At 28.5% G+C, this 20852-nt stretch carries 14 protein-coding genes and 1 pseudogene; 2 read left to right on the top strand and 13 right to left on the bottom strand.

Annotated elements, in window-relative coordinates; all coding sequences use genetic code 11:
• Positions 1 to 3: 3 nt before the first annotated feature.
• The 8 genes and pseudogenes from infB to K5Q05_RS03970 all read right to left on the bottom strand — a co-directional run bounded on the left by infB (position 4) and on the right by K5Q05_RS03970 (position 15439).
• Positions 4 to 2469 carry a translation initiation factor IF-2 gene (infB, locus tag K5Q05_RS04005; RefSeq protein WP_099497046.1) on the bottom strand — a complete coding sequence of 822 codons (2466 nt, stop codon included), beginning with the start codon at positions 2467 to 2469 and terminating at the stop codon, positions 4 to 6.
• 4 nt (positions 2470 to 2473) lie between these two features.
• Positions 2474 to 3916: a transcription termination factor NusA gene (gene nusA / locus K5Q05_RS04000; RefSeq protein ID WP_025443426.1), complete on the bottom strand. Its 1443-nt coding sequence runs from the start codon at positions 3914 to 3916 to the stop codon at positions 2474 to 2476.
• Positions 3917 to 3931: 15 nt separating this feature from the next.
• Positions 3932 to 4363 (bottom strand): annotated as a pseudogene (rimP, locus tag K5Q05_RS03995) (ribosome maturation factor RimP).
• A gap of 112 nt (positions 4364 to 4475) precedes the next feature.
• Positions 4476 to 5081 (bottom strand): type I phosphoribosyltransferase, encoded by a 606-nt coding sequence (locus K5Q05_RS03990; protein WP_025443427.1) that lies wholly within the window; start codon positions 5079 to 5081, stop codon positions 4476 to 4478.
• 14 nt (positions 5082 to 5095) lie between these two features.
• Entirely contained in the window at positions 5096 to 7678 is a 2583-nt protein-coding gene (gene mutS, locus K5Q05_RS03985) for a DNA mismatch repair protein MutS (protein WP_025443428.1), read from the bottom strand.
• Between the two features lie 331 nt (positions 7679 to 8009).
• Complete coding sequence (locus K5Q05_RS03980) at positions 8010 to 8528, bottom strand: OmpH/Skp family outer membrane protein (protein ID WP_025443429.1); 519 nt, start codon at positions 8526 to 8528, stop codon at positions 8010 to 8012.
• 44 nt (positions 8529 to 8572) lie between these two features.
• Complete coding sequence (gene bamA / locus K5Q05_RS03975; RefSeq protein WP_420043027.1) at positions 8573 to 11005, bottom strand: outer membrane protein assembly factor BamA; 2433 nt, start codon at positions 11003 to 11005, stop codon at positions 8573 to 8575.
• A gap of 45 nt (positions 11006 to 11050) precedes the next feature.
• Complete coding sequence (locus tag K5Q05_RS03970; protein ID WP_025443431.1) at positions 11051 to 15439, bottom strand: translocation/assembly module TamB domain-containing protein; 4389 nt, start codon at positions 15437 to 15439, stop codon at positions 11051 to 11053.
• Between the two features lie 62 nt (positions 15440 to 15501).
• Between K5Q05_RS03970 and tmk the strand changes: the two genes are divergently transcribed.
• Together tmk and K5Q05_RS03960 are read left to right on the top strand one after the other, a co-directional pair.
• Entirely contained in the window at positions 15502 to 16113 is a 612-nt protein-coding gene (gene tmk / locus K5Q05_RS03965) for a dTMP kinase (protein WP_025443432.1), read from the top strand.
• 31 nt (positions 16114 to 16144) lie between these two features.
• A complete protein-coding gene (locus K5Q05_RS03960; protein ID WP_025443433.1) occupies positions 16145 to 16762 on the top strand; it encodes a hypothetical protein in 618 nt (205 codons plus the stop codon).
• Positions 16763 to 16768: 6 nt separating this feature from the next.
• On the opposite strand, the gene K5Q05_RS03955 is transcribed toward K5Q05_RS03960, so the two are convergent.
• From K5Q05_RS03955 to K5Q05_RS03940, 5 genes are all read right to left on the bottom strand, one after another.
• Positions 16769 to 17875, bottom strand: coding sequence for a thymidine kinase (locus K5Q05_RS03955; RefSeq protein WP_025443434.1), 1107 nt, complete (start codon positions 17873 to 17875; stop codon positions 16769 to 16771).
• A gap of 25 nt (positions 17876 to 17900) precedes the next feature.
• Positions 17901 to 19541 carry a S1C family serine protease gene (locus K5Q05_RS03950; protein ID WP_232515434.1) on the bottom strand — a complete coding sequence of 547 codons (1641 nt, stop codon included), beginning with the start codon at positions 19539 to 19541 and terminating at the stop codon, positions 17901 to 17903.
• Between the two features lie 72 nt (positions 19542 to 19613).
• Positions 19614 to 19976 carry a hypothetical protein gene (locus K5Q05_RS03945; RefSeq protein ID WP_025443436.1) on the bottom strand — a complete coding sequence of 121 codons (363 nt, stop codon included), beginning with the start codon at positions 19974 to 19976 and terminating at the stop codon, positions 19614 to 19616.
• The gene (locus K5Q05_RS04325; RefSeq protein ID WP_255315125.1) at positions 19945 to 20073 is read right to left on the bottom strand and encodes a hypothetical protein; all 129 of its coding nucleotides are present in this window, start codon (positions 20071 to 20073) and stop codon (positions 19945 to 19947) included. Before K5Q05_RS04325 ends, K5Q05_RS03945 begins: the two co-directional genes overlap by 32 nt.
• Positions 20074 to 20458: 385 nt before the next feature.
• Positions 20459 to 20755 (bottom strand): hypothetical protein, encoded by a 297-nt coding sequence (locus tag K5Q05_RS03940; RefSeq protein ID WP_025443437.1) that lies wholly within the window; start codon positions 20753 to 20755, stop codon positions 20459 to 20461.
• Positions 20756 to 20852 lie beyond the last annotated feature (97 nt).

Genomic DNA, 20852 nt, shown 5'->3' with positions numbered 1-20852 from the left:
TGTTTAAGAATTAAAGCGCCTCTTTACTTTCTTAATTTCAAATGCCTCAATGATATCTCCTTCTTTAATATCAGAGTAATTATCAATCATAATTCCACATTCATATTGTGCATTAACCTCTTTAACATCTTCTTTAAATCTCTTTAATGAAGAAATCTTACCTGAATGCACCTGAAATCCTTCGCGCATAACATTGGTTATGGCATCCCTTTTTATACATCCTTGCGAAACATAACATCCAGCCACTACTCCAACCTTAGGAAGGTTAATAACATCACGAACTTCAGCAAATCCAATAAATTGCTGTTCAATATCTGGCTCCAACATCCCTTCCAGAACCGATTTAATACTATTTATTGCATCATAAATTATATTATATTTTCTAATTTCAACTTTTTCTTGATCAGCTAATAATTGTGCCTTTGCTGTAGGTCGCACATGAAAACCAATCATAATTGCTTCACTTGCCGCTGCAAAACTAATATCAGTCTCTGTTATTGCTCCTACTGATGAATGAATAACTTTTACTTTAATCTCATCATTGGTTAATTTTTCAAGAGAATGCTTTAAAGCCTCAACAGAACCCTGAACATCTGCCTTTAAAATTATCTTAAGTTCCTTCAGCCCTCCATCCTTAATTGAATCATAAAGATTTGACACAGTAACTTTTTTGACATTCTTAGCATCTTCATATTTTTTAAGATCTTGTCTTTTAGAACTAATTAATTTAGCTTCCTTTTCCGTTTTTGTAACCTGAAACGGATCACCAGCCTGAGGAATTGATGAAAAACCCAAAACACTAATCGCTTTTGCAGGACCAACACTCTTAACAGAGACTCCTCGCTCATTAACTAACGCTCTAACCTTACCATGATAGACTCCTCCAACAAAAGAATCCCCCACAAAAAGCGTTCCATCTTCAATTATAACAGAACAAACTATTCCCCTACCTAGGTCAACTTTAGCATCAAGAATTCTACCAATAGCTCTTTTAGTTGGATTAGCCTTTAATGACATTACTTCTGCTTGCAAAATAATCATATCAAGAAGTTCTGTAATACCAATACTTTTAAGAGCTGAAATTGCAACAAAAATCGTATTCCCTCCCCAATCTTCAGGAACTAAATCATATTCTGAAAGCTGATGCTTAACTTTATCCAAATTCGAATCTGGCAGATCAATTTTATTGATTGCAACAATAATTGGAACTTTAGCGTCCTTTGCATGATTAATAGCCTCAATGGTCTGTGGCATCACTCCATCTACAGCAGAAACAACAAGCACAACAATATCTGTAACCTGAGCTCCTCGACTTCTCATCATCGTAAAAGCTTCATGTCCTGGCGTGTCTAAAAATGTTATTTCATGATCATTATAATTAATAGTATAAGCACCAATATGTTGAGTAATCCCACCAAACTCAGTTTGATTTATATCAATATTTTGCAACACAGATAAAAGCTTAGTTTTTCCATGGTCAACATGTCCCATTATTGTAATAATAGGGGGTTTTGCAATCCTCTTGCTCTCATCATCTTTTTCTATTTCTATAACCGTTTCATCATAAATTGAAACAACATTCACTTTAGCACCATACTCTTCAACCAAAATAGTAGCGGTGTCAGAATCAATCTTCTCGTTAATAGTTACCATCACACCTAAAGTCATTAGTTTGGCAATTAAATCTGAAGATTTTAAATTCATTTTTCTTGCAAGTTCAGAAACAGTAATAGTTCCCATAATATCAATTGATTTAGGAATTGGATTTGCCAAATTTTCTTTCTTTTTTTTCTGAAGCTGATCAAAAACTTTTTGTTCTATTGTTTTACTCTCGATTTCTTCTTTTTTCCTCTTATAACCTTTCTGACTTTCCTGCTGTTGCTTCTTCTTTTCACCAAGCTTTCTATTAAGACCCTTATTATCAGAATCAGCAGGTGATAGTGCAGCAACACTAGAAACAATTTTAGTCCTTATTACTCGTCTAAATGTTTGGGAACCAGTAGTACTACTACTATTAGTATGAATTTTATTAAAAGGCCCTTTATGACCTTGCTGATGACCCCCCCCAGCATGACTTTTATCTGCATATTGTAAAGAAGAAGGTCTCACTCCACCCCCCACCCTATCTCTATTCCCATAAGAATATCCTCTATTATCTTTACTATGAAGATGAGTTCTATTAAAAGGCCCTTTATGACCTTGCTGATGACCCCCCCCAGCATGACTTTTATCTGTATATTGTAAAGAAGAAGGTCTCACTCCACCCCCCACCCTATCTCTATTCCCATAAGAATATCCTTTATTAGAACCTTGATTACTAGATGAACTCGAAGATTCAACAAAATCTTTTCTAAATTTATTTAAATTTCTATCAGTATGGGCTACAACCTTTACTACTTTCTTTCGCAACTTAACAACCTTAATTTTTCTCTCATCCTCATTGCTATCATCATCAATATTTTTTGACAAACTACTACTCCTCTTCAAATTCAAAGCTAAGCCCTATCTTACAACCTGGACAAAAAGTCATATTTTCATTAATAACAGACCCACATTCAGGACAAAGCAACTCTTCTTCTTCCTTAACACTTTCAATAGATCCATCATCATTAGAAATTATTACCATCCCTTCTTTCAAGATCTTGTTTATTTCTTCTTGCTTTTCATAACTTATTCCTAGCTCAAAAAGTTTTTTTTCGCTAGCATCTAAAAAACTATCAATATCATCAAAACCTGCCTCAATCAACTTGTCAACAATATCACCATCAAGAATTTTAAGCTCGCTAATCTTATTTATTTCCTCAAATTCATCTTCTTGAACATTATCCATAATCTTGTCAAACATTTCAAAAGTCTCTTGTTTAAACTCTCCACTTGCTTTCATTTCTGCAAACTGACTATTAGTCTTAACATCAATTGCCCAATCAAGAAGCCTATTTGCAAGTCTAACATTCTGCCCCATCTTACCTATTGCAAGCGAAAGTTGATCATCGCTAACCACTACTAAAGCCTTATGCAAATCCTCATCAACAATATATACATTATCTATTTTGGCAGGAGTTAAAACATCTTTAATAAACTCTTTAATGTCTTTAGAATAAGGAATAATATCTATTTTTTCTCCCTCAAGTTCTTTAATGATTGATTGAATCCTAACACCCTTCTGTCCAATACAAGGACCTACAGGATCAATCTCCTCTTTCTCAGAATAAACAGCAACCTTAGTCCTATAACCAGGATCTCTTACTATCTTATGAATCTTAATAATACCTTCCTCAATTTCAGGAATCTCAAGAGTAAGAAGCTCTTCAATAAATTTAGGGTGAGTTCTTGTTAAAACTACCTCCACCCCATTTTTCCCTTTATTTACACTATAAACAAGAACTCGAACTTTATCATTAAGCCCATAAACTTCCCTTGGAGATTGATATTTTTTAGGAATAACACCATCTGTACTACCAAGATTAATATACAGATCTCCATTCCTATTCTGCTGAACATAACCAATAACAATTTTATGCAATTTGTGCTTAAACTCTAAGTAAAGTTCATTATCCTCAATTCCCTGCAAATCAGTCTTAGTTCTTTGCTTAGCAACTTGAATTGAAAGTCTATCAAAAATTTTAGGATCAATTTCAACATATGCATATCCATTTTCCATAATTTCAAATTCTTGAACATTGTCTTTCGATATTTCAAGTATGTCATCCTGAACTTTCTCTACAATCTTTTTTTTGGAATAAACTACTAAATCTCCAGTATCTTCATCAAATTTAACTAAAGCATTCTCACTCGTTCCAAAATATTTCTTATAAGCTATCATCATAGATTCCCTAACTGTCTTTCGAATAGCATCTATGCTCATTCCTCTATCATTAGCAATATTGGAAATCATTTGACCAGTACCCTTTATCATATACCCACGACTCCTTTATGATAATTTAGCTTTCTTGATATCAGTATAAAAAACTCTTATCTCTTTATCATCTGTTTTAAAAATAAAACTATCTATTTCTGCTCTCAAGATTAAACCTTCTTCAAAATCATTATCTAACATTAACTTAATCTTTTTACCCTCAAAATTTTAAACTTTCTATCACTCGTCATATCCCTATTTATTCCAGGCATAGAGATCCCTAAGCTTAAATTATATTTAAGAACTAACTCCAAGCATAACAAAACCATTTTACATAAATCAAACAGCGTATCAAACTCAAAATCATCATTTTTATAAAGAACTATTTGAACCCTACCCCTCATCTCTTTTGCTGAAAATGTTCATTTCTATAGCTTCAATTCCCAACCGATATGCTACATTCTTTATTAAATTGTAAACTTCACTATTATCAAAAATTTTAATCAATCATATTCCCAAAAAGAATAAGGTCCTTTCAAAAGAACCTTATTAAATATAATAATCAACGCAACTAAAGGCTAACATTAATAACAATAAATGTCAAGATAATAATAACTAACTAGCCCCTTGCAATTGATAGCTTTAGGACACTCCAAGCTCCATATTTTGTAAGAATATCTTCACACAAAGACATGGACACCCCTGTAGTCACAATATCATCAATCAATATGATTCTTTTAAGCTTAATATTTCTATGCCTCAATTTTAATTTAACTTTATTTCCTAAATTACTATGCCTCAAATCTCTACGCAAAAATTTTTGACTCCTACCCAATCCTCGTTTAAAAACATTAATATAATTTATCCCATTACTAACCAATAAATCCCCAATATATTCCATATGATCAAAACCATAAAAAGCCTTTCTCTTAAAACTGCAAGGAACACTAACAACCAAATCAAAATCAATGCTTTTTAAAAATTGCAAAATCCCGTTTGCAAAAAATTTACCAAGCGATCTTTGTCCATCTTTTTTATAAGCAAGAATCAACCTTTTATATTCATTTTTATATTCAAAAAAATACCAAATATTACCTTTCATCTTAATATCAAAATGAAAAAATTCAACACAACTCTTGCAAAGAGCATTCAAACAAACATAATCTTTATGACAACAAGAACAAAAGGGAAGAAATATGCTTTTTAAAATAACCCAATTACACATCTATACTCCTTTACCTATACCTTAATCTTTAAAACCATTTCTTTTAGTAAACTCATCGCTTGCAAAGGAGTAATATTATTGATATCTATTTTAGAAATAAAATCTTTAAGTTCTAAATAAGCATTAAGATCGGCTGTATAACATAAATTTTTTTCTATCTCTTCTTCACTATCATTAGTCACAGAAATAGCTGAAGTAAAAAATTCTGGCACATACAAGTGCTCTCGATTTGCTAAGCTTTTAAGCATAATATTAGCTCTCTCAATAACTTTTAAAGGTATCCCAGCTATATGAGCAACATAAATTCCATAAGAATTAAGAGAAGGTTTTTCTTCAACTTCTCGTAAAAAGATAAGCTCATTACCCTGCCTCTCAATTTTCATTGAAAGGTTAACAAAAGAACTATGATTAATAGCTGAAAGTTCATGAAAATGAGTTGCAAATAAACTCCTAGATTTAATATGTCCTAAAATATATTCAACTATTGAACATGCAATAGCAAGTCCATCATTAGTACTAGTACCTCTACCAACTTCATCCATAATTATCAAACTATCTTGCGTTGCATTTCTTAAAATATTAGCCGTTTCATTCATTTCTACTAAAAATGTAGACTCCCCTTTGGAAATATTATCACTTGCTCCGATCCTACAGAAAATCTTATCTGTAACCCCGATTACAGCCTTATCAGCAGGAACAAAAGAACCAATATGTCCCATTAAAACAACTAAAGCAGTCTGACGCAAATAAGTTGACTTACCTGCCATATTAGGACCAGTCATTAAACAAAAATATTTCTCACTGTCAATCTTCACAGAATTTTTAGTAAAATTATCCAAACCTCTCATATAATGTTCAACAACAGGATGTCTGGCACACTCAAGAATAATTTCTTTGTTATTGGTCAGAGTAGGTCTTACATATTCATTCTTCTTAGCTAAATATGCAAAATTAGAAATTACATCAACATATGCATAAAATTCAGCAATTCTTTTAATAAGTGCACTATGCTTAACAATTCTTAAAGCTATCCCATCAAATATTTCTTGTTCAAGAGCTGATAAACTATCTTCAGCATCATTAATGTCTTTTTCAAGTTCAATAAGCTTACTGGTTTTATATCTTTTAACAGAATTTAAAGTTTGACTTTCCATGAAATGAGATGGAACTTGCCCATAATAACTCTTAGTAACCTCAAAAAATAAACCTCGAATGTTAGTTCTCTTAATTTTAAGACCATTAATCTTACTAAAACTCCTCTCAAAATTAAGATAATCATCAACATACTTGCTTGCATTATTTTTGAGCTCTCTTAAACGATCAATATTAGAATCATATCCATGTTTAATAAGTTCATCATGCTCCTCTGAGATAGAAGTATTAATTAAAGAATAAACTTCTCCTATATCACCTTCATCATTAATATCGAATATCCAATAATCAAAAAAATACTTTTCAAATAACCCCTTTATCGAAAAAAATGCAATTAAAGCTTCTCGAATAAATAAAAAATCTTTCTTAACATATTTTCTCATTTGAAGTCTTGAGATTACTCTTTCAATATCCCAAACATCACCAAGAATATCTCTTAATTTCATACTTAAATTAATATTGTTGTTTAAAAATTCTACATGATCTAATCTATTGTTAATGGCAACAATATCCAGAAGGGGATTTAATATATATTCTCTTAAGAGCCTCTTCCCCATTGAGGTTTTGCAATCATTTAAAACTGAATAAAGAGAATAACTAGCAGTCAGATCATTATTGTTTTTAACAAGTTCAAGATTTATTTGAGTAATATCATCAAGAAACATATATGCAGAATCATTATTAATATGAATCGTATCAATATTTCTCAATAAATTTTTCAAGTTGTTCTTTATGTAGTCGATAATTAAAAAAGACGAAATATAATAAGGATCGTCTTCTTTGAATCCAAGAGAACTCAAACTGAGCACATTAAAATGCTCTTTTAATGCTTTTATAGCAATTTCTTTATTCAAATGCCAATTTGGAACTTTATTGACTAAAAATCGATCAAGAACAAGCTTGTCTGAATACTGATAATAAAAGCTCTCAGAAACTATTATTTCTCTTGGAAAGTACTTTTCAATATCCCGTCTTAATTTTTCTAAAAAATTACACTCATAAAGGATTATTCCAAGCCTAGATGTTGATAAATCTATATACGAAAATGAACAGTAATCCTTATAATCACTAATAGCTACCAAGTAATTATTAACATCATCCTGCAAAAAATCTTCATCAACCACAACTCCAGGGCTTATAACTTCAACAACCTCTCTTTCCAAAGGCCCCTTAGAATCTGTTTGTACTCCTTGCTCACAAATCGCAACCTTTTTATCAAGTAAAATTAACCTTTTTATATATTCTTTACTCGCATGACAAGGCACTCCACACATAGGAACATCCTCTTTTTTAGTAAGAGTTAAACCTAAAAGCTTGCTTCCCTGGATAGCATCATCAAAAAACATTTCATAAAAACTACCTACTCTAAAAAATAGAATAGCATCTTTATATTTGTTTTTAATATTTAAATATTGCCTCATCATAGGCGTAAGATCTTTTTCCATATTTGTTAATAATTATTTGTTAATAATTTAGCCAATATTAAAATTATAATTGATATTATTAAAATTTTACAACATACTTAAAATACTACTTTTATAAGCTTAATTAATAAAATTCAATAAATTCATTTAGAGAAAGCAACTAAAAACTTAAAAGGTCTCATATTAAAAAAAAATAAGAATACTTAAAAAGTGATATGAAAGAGTATTTAATGACTTAAACGCATACAATATAATACTTAAGATCAATGTTAAAATCAAATATTGACCCTCAATATTTGATTATAGGCAATAAAAAATAAAACAATAATTAAAGAAAAATTCTAACAAAATACTATTGCTCACTTAAATGCTTAATTACATCGTCTGTTATATCAACTGTACTATTATAATAAAGAATATAAGGACTATCCTTTTTCATAACCAAAGAAATACCATGAGCTTCTGCAACATACTGAACACCATTAAGTATTTTGCTCCAAAGCAATCCATCACTATTTAGACTGTTTATATTAATTTGCTTCTGTTGCTCAAGATTATTCTTAGCCAAGCTTCTAAGCTTCTTAAGCTCATCAATCTTCAAGTTATACTGATTGCCATATAATTTAGCGTTTTCCAAATCATGAAGACTAACAGATTCATCGTACATTTTTTTCAAATCTTTAATCTCAGAATTCAAAGTATCTATTTCCTCTTGATAATGACTTTTTAATTTTTCAAGATTAGATTTTAACTGTGGACTCAAAAATCCAATTACAACTTTTTCAAAATCTACAATACCCACTTTTGTCATATTGACTGAAAAAATATTTAATGGGAAGAAACATGAAAATACAAAAACTACTAAAGCCATAAAATCCTCCTTATTATATCAGTATACAAACTGACTAAATTATATCAGTATCTCATATCAACTGCTAAGAAAAATTTGAATCCTCCATAAAAATCATGATACCTATTAACACCTGCATTATTAAAATGAAATGGATACGCTATTACAAGAGATAAAGGCATTTGAGGCAATACACTTCTAACTCCAAAACCCCAACTAAAAATAAAATTATCAAAAGGAACAAATAAAGCATTGTCTTGTCCTTCTAGAGAATACGAAGCCACATCTAAAAACAAAATATCCCAAACCAGAATATTTTTAATTAAAGGCATTGACAACTGAACAGTATTAACAAATGAACTATAAATATTGTTCAAAATTCCCCATCCTCTTGCAATCATAAAGTTCTCACTAATGACTATAAGGTGATGTGGCTGTAATTCTATTTCAAAACCATTCCCAAGTGGTGGCAAAATATTTGAATAAACGCTTCGTAGAGTTAAGATTAAATCAAAAAATGAGTTAAAAACATCCTGATATCCCAAAAGAGAGAAATATCTTTCAAAAGTTGTTGTGGATTTTGAAAAATGACTCTGCCCAAATAAAAATCCACCAAAGAAATCAAATTGTTGCTTAAGCAAAAAACCATTATTAGACAAAGACTGGGAATTTCTTGTATCCCACGCAATACTAAAACCAAGAGAATTTTCAAATCTAACAGTATTATGATTATCTCTTAAATAGTAATTTGAAGGTCTATTAACATTATTATCATAATATACATATTTCAAAGCAGTTTGCACAGTACCAATAAATGATTGCTTACCAAGATAATTTAAAAAATTATAGCCAGTAAATCCACTAATACTAAATTTAGCTAAAGAATAATTCATAAAATTATAATCCGAAAAATTTTTAGCACCATTATATCCCACCCAACTTACAAAAGGGTCAGGGACTTCCTTTTTTCCTACAAAAATAGGACCATTAATATCTTGATAAGCTGTATTTATAGAATGTGAAAAATCAATAAATCCTCCAACAGTCCACCTAGTCTGCATAAACCAATTATCCTCAAACATAAATCGAAAGCTTTGCTCTGAAAAAGCAAGATTAAGTCTTGCAGACAAAGAATACCCTTCACCTAAAAAATTAGATTCTTCCCATTGTCCAAAAATTGAGAATGGAAGCCAAGAATTACTCACCCCACCAAAATTCATACCAAATCTAAAACTTGCTGTCTCTCGCTCTTCTACAGTAAAATTTATTTTCATTAAACCTTCAGTATTACTTGGAACAATGTCGGGTATAACATTTCCAAAATAGCCAATTCTTTGCAAATTAAGCATTCCCATACGAAGCCTTTCTAGACTAAAAATATCACCTTCTACTAGCGGAATTTCTCTAAGAATTACATGATCAGATGTTCTCTTATTACCTGAAACAGTAATAGACTCAATATGTGCTTTCTCTCTTTCAAAGATCTTAATAGAATAATCTACAAATTCATCTCTTATAATTCTGGAAGGTACAATCTCTGTAAAAATATAACCATCTGAATAATATTTTTCCCTAATTTTTGCAAAATCCTGTTCAAATCTCGAATCATCAAAAATATCCCCTTCTTTAAAGGTAATTAAAGATTGCAATTCTTCCAATTGAAAAACTAAATTACCAATAATTTCAAACTTACCAAACTTAAAAACATCGCCTTCTGAAATAAAATACTTTAAATAAACCCCTTTCTCTAATTTTTTAGAATCAACAGGATCTTGTATATCTACAGTATTATTTACAACCTTTGCATTAACGTATCCATTATTCTTATAATAAGATTCAAGTCGCACTTTATCTTTAGCAACATTTGACTCTAAATATTTGCCATCAAAAAACAAAGATGCAGTTTTTGATACTAAATATTTTCTAAGAGTACTACTCTTAAAGTTCAAATTACCCTCAAAAGAAACCTCTTTAACAACATATTTAGGACCAGCATTAATTTTAAACACAATATCTACTAAAGCATTTTCCTCTTTAACATCAAATTCAACAGAAACATCAAGATAACCAGCGTCTTTATACATTTCCTCAAACTCAACAACACTTTTCTTAACCTTTGAAAGATTTAAAGCATCTTTTACTTTAACACTTGATTTATCTCGCAATTCACTATTCCAAAAAACTCCACTATAATCAATAAAAGTAACAGTATTTATTAAGGATTTTTCCTTTACAAAAAATGTAATAGCAAGCTTATCATCTTCTAATTTAAACTCAGGTCGAATAAATCCTTCAAAATAATCAAGGGCATAAAGATCAATTTGCAACCTATCAAAAAGTTCATCAGAGTAAAGTTGTCCCAAATAAGAATTTAAAATAAATCCAAGATCATTTTCCTTTATATTCTTAAGTCCATTAAAATCAATACTCCTTATCATTTTGCCCTTATAGTCATCTTGAGAATAAACAAAATCAAATACAAACAAGAAAAAACCCATAAAAACAAAAGTTTTAAATAACCGCATCGCAAACCCCTTAATAACTCAGTATTTAAACTTCCAAAAAATAGATATTTGACTTCCTATCCCATGACCATGTTTCATAAAATTATAATCAAAAACATAGTCAACAAAGAAAAATGGCGAATCAAGCTCAAGACCAAAATTAACACTAAAGTTTAAATTCTGAGAAAATGGCGTGACTTTTTCTTTCAAAAATCCAAATCCTGCTTTAGCAAAAACACCATCGACAATATACTTACCCACTTTAACATTTGTCTTATCAAGAACACCTGCAAAAGTTGTTGGATTCCCCAAGGTACCAATAGCATTCCTTAATATATCCGTTTTTATACTCAACAGGTCTAATTTTAATACAGAACGCACATAATCTTCAATAGGTTGTACTATCAGATCAACCAGAATATCACTAGCTAAACCAAGTGCCATTTCAGCCGTATTTGTGCCCGCTGACTGTAAGCCATGCTCGCCTCCAATTATTGCATTTGATAAAAGATATTTTATCTCTTGCTCTGTTCGCACAGGATAAGATGAAAAGCTAAGCTTCCACAAACTTAAAGGCCCATCTATACTCATTGTTATTAACAAATTTTCACTACCATCCTTAATGACATTTGTTGCCTCAGCTTTTACCCAAGGATCAAATTTATTCTTATTTTCATTAAAAGATATGTATGAACCACCTTTGAAAACAAATTGATTATTATTATAATTAAAAGAACCACTTGAAATACTCAAATCTCCCTTAAGAAGAAAATCATCCGTTTTAGTATCAAATTTAACCTCAAGCTCATTCCCTCTTGCAATAACAGCATTCAAAAAAGAAATCTTATTATCGGGCCAATGAAAAGCAACATTACTATCAAAATGAATTTTAAAATCCATATCAATATCCAAACCCTTAAATTTAACATCAGACACTATGGGCTTCCTTGATCTTTTATAAGGATCTATTAATAAATCAACAATCGAATTTTCAAGTAAGTAAATCCAAGCATTCGAAACATTCAGATTTCCTCTCAACATAATCTCTTCAAAATTACCTTCAATAAAAAAATCACCTAAAACATGTCCAGTAAAATTTATAGTTATATCATCAAACTGAATAGGTGCTCCAGAACTACCATAAACACCAATATTTATTTTATAATAATCAACAACACTATCACTTAAAAAATTTAGGCTCAGCCGTGCAGCAAAATTGACATCAGAATAATAATCTAAATTAAATTTGTGCTCAATAATCACATTATTATCATTAATAATAACCGGCACATTAACAAACTTTAAAATCCTACTCTTTCCATACTGTCTAGAAGATTTTAGATATCCATTGCTTATGGAACCATCTAAGATCTCAAACTCTCCATTAAGATTGGGATTATATAAATTACCATTAACATCCAATTTGCCAGCCAAATTAATATCATAAAGAAGAAAATATTTTTTAAAATTAAAAAGTATTTTTGAACCTAATAAATCTTTTGTAATTAACTTTGAATCAAATTTAATATCTTGAATGCTGCTGGCAATTTTATTTCCAAAAATGTTACCTGACGCATCAAAACTAAGAGGTAAATAATCATTTAACCTAATATTAAAATTACCGTTACCATATTTATACAAACAATTAATAAGATCATACTCAATTGATGACATGCTAAACCTTTCAAGATTATTTCTAAATTCAATTGTAATATCAGATAGATCATTGTCTTTATACCTTATAGCCCTGAAAGCAATCTCTCCATCAGTCTCACTCTTTAAAATACCAAATTCTTCCTCTTCTTTATTTTCAAATTTCTGAAAACTTGCATTCACACTTGAAGAGAAAAGTGTGCTATTAAAATTCAAATTAGAAACTCCAACAGAATTCTTCATATCATATCTAACATTACCTGTTAAAATTTCTTTTTTGTTCTGGATAGCCTTTATGTTATAAAGATTAAAATTATTATCAATCAATCCTACATTTAAAGAACAATATGTAGGAATACCTGCCAAAGAAAGACTATCTGTTTCAAGATAAGCATTAAGAGAGTAATTAAATAAATTACTCTCTTTAAAACTCAATACAAAAATAAAGTTACCATTAATTTTTCCGTTTAATAAAGACAAAAATTTCAAATTATTAAAATCTAATCCCTGAAATCTACCAAAAAAATAACTGCTATCTTCATTGGAAGTAACACCAAAAAAATAACGCTCTGAATTCAAGTTTGAAAATAAGTTCAAATCACCACGAAGTTTATCATTTAAATTAAAATATCCTTGCCCTTGTAAATTTGAAACCTTATTGATAAACCTAATATTTGAAAGACTAATTTCTTTATGCTCATATAAACCCTCAAAGCTAAAATTAAAATTGTAAGAAGGATTATCAGAAATTCTATCTAATCTAAAATCAGTAATTGTAACATTCAAATCATCATTAACTTTTTGGTAATTACCATAAGAATTAACATTCAATAAAATCTCATAATCTCCATTATAAAAATGAAAATTATTAATATTAAAAAAATAAACTATTAATGAATCAGAATAATTTAGACCGGCCCGTGCCTTAGGCGAAAATTCAAAGTTCACATATCTATTTTTGAAATCCCACTCAAAATACAAAGGATAAGTTCTATTCAAATAATTAATCTTAGTATTTATCTTAAAACTATCTTCAAAAAACTGTATAAAAAAACTAGAATTTATACTACAATCTACATTACCATAATTAAAATAATTTATCTTATAAACACCCTTTTCTCCACTAGCATCAAATAATAAACTAAAATCATCTAATTTTGATGAGATAGTAAAATTAAGATTATTCAATTTACTCTTAGCATAATCAAAAGTATTTAAATCAAAATCCGAAGCCAAATTCAAATACTTACCTGAGAAAAAATATTCAGGAATAATCTTAATAATGAATGATTCTGGTAAAATATCCTTCAAAAAAAGCATAGGAAACTCTTTGACACCTAAATTAAGATTAAAATTTTCTTTATTAAAATCACCCTTTAATGAAATTTTAGACTTATTGTTAATAAAATTTAACAAATAATCAACATAGATTCTGTCCTTATAAAAATTTGTTTTCATATTTAAATCTTGAACTTTAAGCCTTCCAATACTGAAATTATCAGATTTTACCAAAAAATATTTATTTTTATTACTAAAATCTAAATACCCATTAATATCTTTACAACTAAAAATCTTTGCAGATTTAAAATCAAGTCTTCCTATTGGTACTAAATCTTTTAAAGAATAAAAACCCTTATAAGAAATAAATCCTCTCTTAAGTTTTATGAAAACATTTTGTATATCTGCAACTTCTTCATTACCCTTAATCTGTATTTTTACTCCCTGAATCTCTTTTCCTATTATTTCAGCTTTTGAAGATGAATCTAATAATAATGCATACCTCAAATCTTTATCTTTAAAATCATAAGAAAATGCCAATTGACCATTTAAATTTGTATCAAGATAATTTTTATAATAACTTAAATTCTCATTAAGTCTTATCCAATTTAAAAGATTTAAATCAAAGAACAAAGCATCTAATCTTAAAAAATTTTTATTAAAATCATATCTTAAGTTAAAATCCAAATTTTCTTTTACATTAAAAATTTCAATATTTCCCTTTGAATAATTTATTTGAAATCCCTGCTCAAGCAAAGAAAAATAACCTGTGTGCAATTCTAAAAAATTAAAATTAATATATCCATCTTTAAGATCCTTTTTAAATTTACCTTCAAAATAAAAAGTAGAATCAAAAATATTCTCCGCACTAACATTAGAATTCAAACCTGAAAGAGGGATAAAATCAACAATAAAGTTAAATAAAAAATCATCATCAACAGTCTTTAATGCAAAATTATTAATCTGAAATCTCAAAAATTTATCAGAATTTAATTTAAGATTAATTTTAATATCTTCTAAATAAATATGAAGACTGTCAAACTCACTAAAAATTTTACCAAGTATTGCATAACTCGTATTATCATCATTCAATTCCAATGTATGGGAATTCAAATTCTGAGACTTAAGAAGCAAATCATTTAAATCAAAACTCAAGATACTACCCTTTACAAAAACATCCAAAATAATGTTTTTATCTCCTAACAACAGCTTAAATAAATCCAAATTTACTTTAACAGTATCCATCAATATTTTATCTCGCTCACTTAAACTTAATTCCAGATTATCTATTTTTATTGAAGACAAAAAATAAGGAGCAATTTTATCATATTTGATTTTAAATCCCAATTTCGATTCAAGATAATTTATGACAAAAAACCTAACAGAGTAAACTTGAGCTTGAATGGATAAAATAAAAACTACAAGAATTAATATAAAAACTAAAACCGAGAAAATAAAAGATAAGGCAATCTTATTTCTTATACAAAACAAATTCATATATTTATGTATATATATTATTATAATATTATACTTAATAAGTATCTAAGGGGACAATTTTTGTGAATAAGATTCTAAAAAACTTCTATTGCATAGAAGGAATCGACGGAAGCGGAAAAACAAGTATAATTCAAAACTTACAAACACTCTGTAATAACAATCAACTAAAATACCATTTTACAAAAGAACCTTCACAAGGAGTAATCGGTGAATTTATAAGACAGCAACTAAATAATTTTAAAACCCCTCTAAAAAAAGTATCTCTTGCACACTTGTATGTAGCAGATAGATATGAACATTTATACAATACTAAAAATGGAATAATAGAAATATTAAATAAAGGCAAAACAAAAGTAATAACTGATAGATATTTATTTTCGTCTATAGCATATCAAGGAAAATTAGGATATACACTAAATAAAGATTTCCCTCTCCCCGAAAAACTTTTTTTTATAAAGGCGGATCCCAATATTGCATACAAACGCATTCAAAAAAATAGAACACAAGCTGACCTTTTTGAATTTGAAGCATCAATATTTAAAAAAATTAACTCTAAGTACATGAAAATACTCAAAATATTTGACAGCTTAATTGATATAGTATACATTGAAAATTCAAATGAAGAGGATTTAGAAATAAACACTAGAAAAATTTTTGATTTAATCAAATTTTAATATAATCAAAATGAAGGAAAGGATCTAAACTATGTTTAATAAAAGTATTCTTATATTGTGTCTAGTAATATTTTCAATCCTACTAATAACCAATATAAATGCATCATCAAAATTTTTCTACGCGGAACAATGGTATGTCATATTCAACGAACAAATTAAAAGAAAACCTGACAATTATAAAAGAAATATATTTTTTTTAAAAAATGCATTAAAGTACCCATTTGGAAATCCAAATTACTCTCTATCAAAAATAGAAACAAGAGAAGAATGGAACAAATATAAGCTTCTTTTTAAAATGCATGTAAATCTGCTTCTTGTAAAGCAACATTTGTATTTAGGTGACTTATTTGATACAAGATATGCATATTTTTACAAAACTCCAAAAAAAAATGCAATTCTTGAAAACTTAAATAAAGCCACAAATCTTTACAAAATAGCTGCCGATTATTACACAGAAGCTTTAAAGTATCACAAGCAACTTCACAAATATAAATTTACTAAAATACAAAGCAGCGGAATAACAAATTGGGAAGATGAATATTACAGAATTGAAATGAAAGAACTCGATTATTATAACATAATTGAAAAAGAATTAATACGCATTGAAAAAACAAAGGAATTTTTTAAAAATAAACCAAACTATTATTAACATCTTTTAAAAGATCCATTTGTCCCCTCTTGAAACAACCACTTTTTGAATATAATCCTTACTAAGAGAAAATTTATCGATAAGATTTTTAAAATCTCCCTTACTAAGAATATTATATTCCAATGAAAGCGTAATTAAAGCTCTCTCTGCTAAAAAAGGTAATTCTAGCAAATCTTCTAAAACTAGAAGATCATATCTTCCTCTAGATTCAATTAAGAGAGAATTTTTAAAATTTGAACTTATCACATTACTACTTAAATCCAAGATTTCTCTTTCAAAAAATTTTTTATCACCTTGAGAATACAATAATGCAAAAGGCTTAAGAATAGTAAAAAAATATTCCCTACCAACAAGATAATGATGTCTAGAGCATCTTGTAGCATAATTTGGATAAATAGCAGATTCAACAATCTCATCACCACCAACAATTAACAAAGGATCAAAATAAGGAGCAGCTATTTCCTTTCCTCCATAAAAATAATACCTGTATGTTAAAAAGGACTCATCCATACAATCCACATGTTCACAATAAGCACCAAGACGACAAATTTTGTCTGAATACTCTATTAAAAGTCTAGCAGTATTATTAAAGATTTCTTTCCTAAAGTTATAAAGTAAGGTAGGAAGTATAAATAACACGTTTGAATCCAATGCAATTTTATTTAAAATAAAAACCAAACGCTCATCGTAAAAACAAGTCTCATCAATAATAAAAGTTCCATGTTCAGGATTATTATCTATCAATTTACCTACATCAAAAGAACTACCTGCAAAATCAACCCCATCAATTTTATCACTTACACCACCCCTATAAGGAATAACATTTTCAGGATAATCTTTAAACCTTTTTTTATCAAGAATATTTCTAATAAAAAACACATTAGCTCTGTTTCTAAAACCCTTGGTAATGGACGCTAAAACCTTAAAAGACTTATTCTTAATAATAAGAGAATCTTTATAAATCTTAGCAGCATATTCTGTCTTACCACTACCCATAGGACCAATTATAAGCATTAAATTTAAATTATCTTTAAAATTAAAATGACTAATAGAAACAATATCATCGGGATTGGATTTAGTTTCTCCACTAACTAAATTCAAATAAAAGCTCATACAATTACCTCAAAATAAATTAATTTTATACAAATACAATAGAATCAAATGGAATAATAAGCTGCAATGGAGAGCCTAAATATCCTGCAAATAGTCTTTTAACATAAAGCAATAAAATAAATATCCTCTCATCCTTAACATATTTAAAATTATAAACAAAAATTTCATCATTTGGTCTAAAATTAAGTTCATTTCCAAGACCATTTGTAAATACTTTAGAAACTCTATACTCTCTACCAGAAATCAAACTTAAATTTAAACCCAAAAAGGCTCCTAGTAAATTTTTAAAAGAATCATTTTTTACAATACTTTCAACGATATCTCCTGGTCTATCTTGAGGATAAAAATAACCTTCATATTCTTTATTGTTCCGTCTATATTTAATTTTCACCATAGATTTTTTTTGCAAAATATAATATTGAAGATCACTTAAAGTTTCAAACTTTAAGGAATTAACACTTAAAATAGAATCTCCAATCTTAAGCCCACCAATATCTGCAGGAGAATTAGGAAACACATATGATATTTCCAAATTTCTTAAACTTTCAGAAAAAGTAAATCCCAACCACTTATTTTTTAAAATTCCACCACCATACATAAATGGCAAGACCTTTAAAACCCACTTTGAAGGTATAACGAAATTAAGACCTTGAGCATGTAAAATTCCAGCAAATGAAAGTCCAATAAATTCGCCATTCTCATTTACTACAGGTCCTCCAGAATTTCCCGGACTAATTGCAGCATCAATTTGATAAGAATCGCCCACTGACAATAAATTTCTATTCTTTCCAGAAATTATTCCTGAAGTAACACTCTTCTCAAGTCCCATAGGAGATCCCATTGCATAAATTCTATCTCCAATATTAATATTTGAAGAATAATTTAAATTAAATTGATGCTCTAATTTAAAAGGAACTTTAATTAACGCAAGATCCATTTCCTTTGAATAAGAAATTACTTTTGCAGGAAGTTTTTCGCCCTTGCCTCTTGGATATCTGACATAAAGATTTGAAATTCCATTATAATCCTCATCAACTTGAGAACTAATTACATGATAATTAGTTAAAGCATATCCCTTCATATTATCAACAACAAAAGCAGAACCCAAAGCAATATTTGGTATCCTATAGCCGTCTAAAACTTTAGTACCCATATCTACCAAAACTGTTAAAACAGACGTATCAAGCAAAACATTTTTTGAAGGGGATTTTTTATTAAAAATAAAATTTTTAATAGAATTAAAAGCATTATCATCAAGTAGATAATATTTTGCAAAAAAATCTGAAAGCATTTGCTCTTTACTTTTTAAACTCTCAAGATGCTTTAAAATCAATTGTTCTCTACTTTCATGAAGTAAAAAACCAAACAAATTCAAAGTCTCAAGCTTAGAGATTGCTTTCTCATAATCTTTTTCTTTATAAAACTTAAGATATTCCTCTTGAATCCCAGATAAAGCTTTATCTCTCAATTCTAAAATACCTTGATCCATTTCAAAACCACTATTCTTCATATTGTAATAACTTGAAAGAGCAATCTCAAAATTATTATCCTTAATATGCTTTTTTATGCCTTCGGATGGAATATAATAAATCGACTTGTCATCTATGTCTTTTATTGTTTTGCATGAAAAAATTAAAATAAAAATAATAAAAATCTTTTTATGCATCAATAATTCTCAAAAGCTAATTAACATTATGATAGATATCAAAACTATTATCTAAAATAACTTTTTTAGCTTTTAAAACTCCTTTATCATAAATTTCAATATAATTGAATTTTTTAGAATCATTAATTTTCTTATAATAGGATTCAAATTTAAACTCTTAGAAAGAAAAATTCTTGAAAAATTAGCTATTAAAAATTCATTGATACCCATATAATCAAAGTTATAATTAAAAATATTAAAAATTTCATAACAAAAGGGGTCCACAAAAAAAGTATATACATACTGTTTATCTGAACAACTAATTTCAATCATACTGCAATAAGGATAAATAGAATAATTAACTCTATAACCAAGCAAACTGTTCTCATAACAAACAGGAGCTTTATCTTTAAAATAAACTCTATTAAAATACTGCTCGTCTAAGTTTAAATCCATAAAATAATGGTCCACCATTTTTAAAAAAACTTACCAAAACCCCATTCTCAAATACGGCAACATTCTCTTTATCATCTATAAAATACACATCAGACAAATTTTTATTAGGATCTCCAAAAGCTCATAAATATTTATTACTCAAGTTACCCTTCTTTAAAGGATATAAACGTCATCAAGAGAAATTAGGAGTTTATACTCCAATAAATACCCTAAACCAAACCCCGTTTAATTTTTTGCTCTTATTCTTTAAAAAAGTAAATAAAGAAACGATATTAGCTTCATTTTGACGTACTTTTAAAATTAAATACCATTAATCTTAAAAAAAGAATCTCCTCTCAACTTAAGTTCAGAAAAAATACTTGAACAAAAATTATCATCATTCAAAAACTATTTAAAAAATTTCAAATCATCGACATACATAGCAAAACAATGTGCCAAAATTTTACTAAAATTTCTCTTAAAAGCTTCAAGCTTCATATAAATTAAATCTTTATCATTCTGCAAGTCATTCTCCAGTTTCTCATAAAGATCAATAATTTTTCCATCTTATTGATATCATCATTTTGACTTAAAATTAATGAAAAATAACGGTAATATAAGCCCCTGAGCTTAACAAAGATAAAACTACCAATGTCTATTGCAAATCTCAAAAAATAAATTCTATCTAACAAAAGAACATTATCTCTTAATGAAAATCCATAAAGAGAATCTGAGTTTTCTAAATTAAACTCAAGAGAACTATAAAGAATATCAAATCCCCTTGTAAGCACAACCATCAAATTTTTAGCCTCAATAAAAAGAATTTTTGAGATACCCCTTTGTCTACCTTCACCTTAGACTAACATTTAAGCTTATTAAAATAAAAGAAAAAACATA

The sequence above is a fragment of the Borrelia miyamotoi genome (genome assembly GCF_019668505.1).
GTDB classification, from domain to species: domain Bacteria; phylum Spirochaetota; class Spirochaetia; order Borreliales; family Borreliaceae; genus Borrelia; species Borrelia miyamotoi.
Note: the sequence above shows the minus strand (reverse complement) of the source record. Positions and strands in the feature narration are given on the sequence as shown.

Coding starts and splice junctions, on each gene's coding strand:
- nusA (WP_025443426.1), bottom strand. CDS start 3,916: ATGATAAAGGGTACTGGTCAAATGATTTCCAATATTGCTAATGATAGA.
- K5Q05_RS03990 (WP_025443427.1), bottom strand. CDS start 5,081: ATGTGTAATTGGGTTATTTTAAAAAGCATATTTCTTCCCTTTTGTTCT.
- mutS (WP_025443428.1), bottom strand. CDS start 7,678: ATGGAAAAAGATCTTACGCCTATGATGAGGCAATATTTAAATATTAAA.
- K5Q05_RS03980 (WP_025443429.1), bottom strand. CDS start 8,528: ATGGCTTTAGTAGTTTTTGTATTTTCATGTTTCTTCCCATTAAATATT.
- bamA (WP_420043027.1), bottom strand. CDS start 11,005: ATGGGTTTTTTCTTGTTTGTATTTGATTTTGTTTATTCTCAAGATGAC.
- K5Q05_RS03970 (WP_025443431.1), bottom strand. CDS start 15,439: ATGAATTTGTTTTGTATAAGAAATAAGATTGCCTTATCTTTTATTTTC.
- K5Q05_RS03960 (WP_025443433.1), top strand. CDS start 16,145: ATGTTTAATAAAAGTATTCTTATATTGTGTCTAGTAATATTTTCAATC.
- K5Q05_RS03955 (WP_025443434.1), bottom strand. CDS start 17,875: ATGAGCTTTTATTTGAATTTAGTTAGTGGAGAAACTAAATCCAATCCC.
- K5Q05_RS03950 (WP_232515434.1), bottom strand. CDS start 19,541: ATGCATAAAAAGATTTTTATTATTTTTATTTTAATTTTTTCATGCAAA.
- K5Q05_RS03945 (WP_025443436.1), bottom strand. CDS start 19,976: ATGGATTTAAACTTAGACGAGCAGTATTTTAATAGAGTTTATTTTAAA.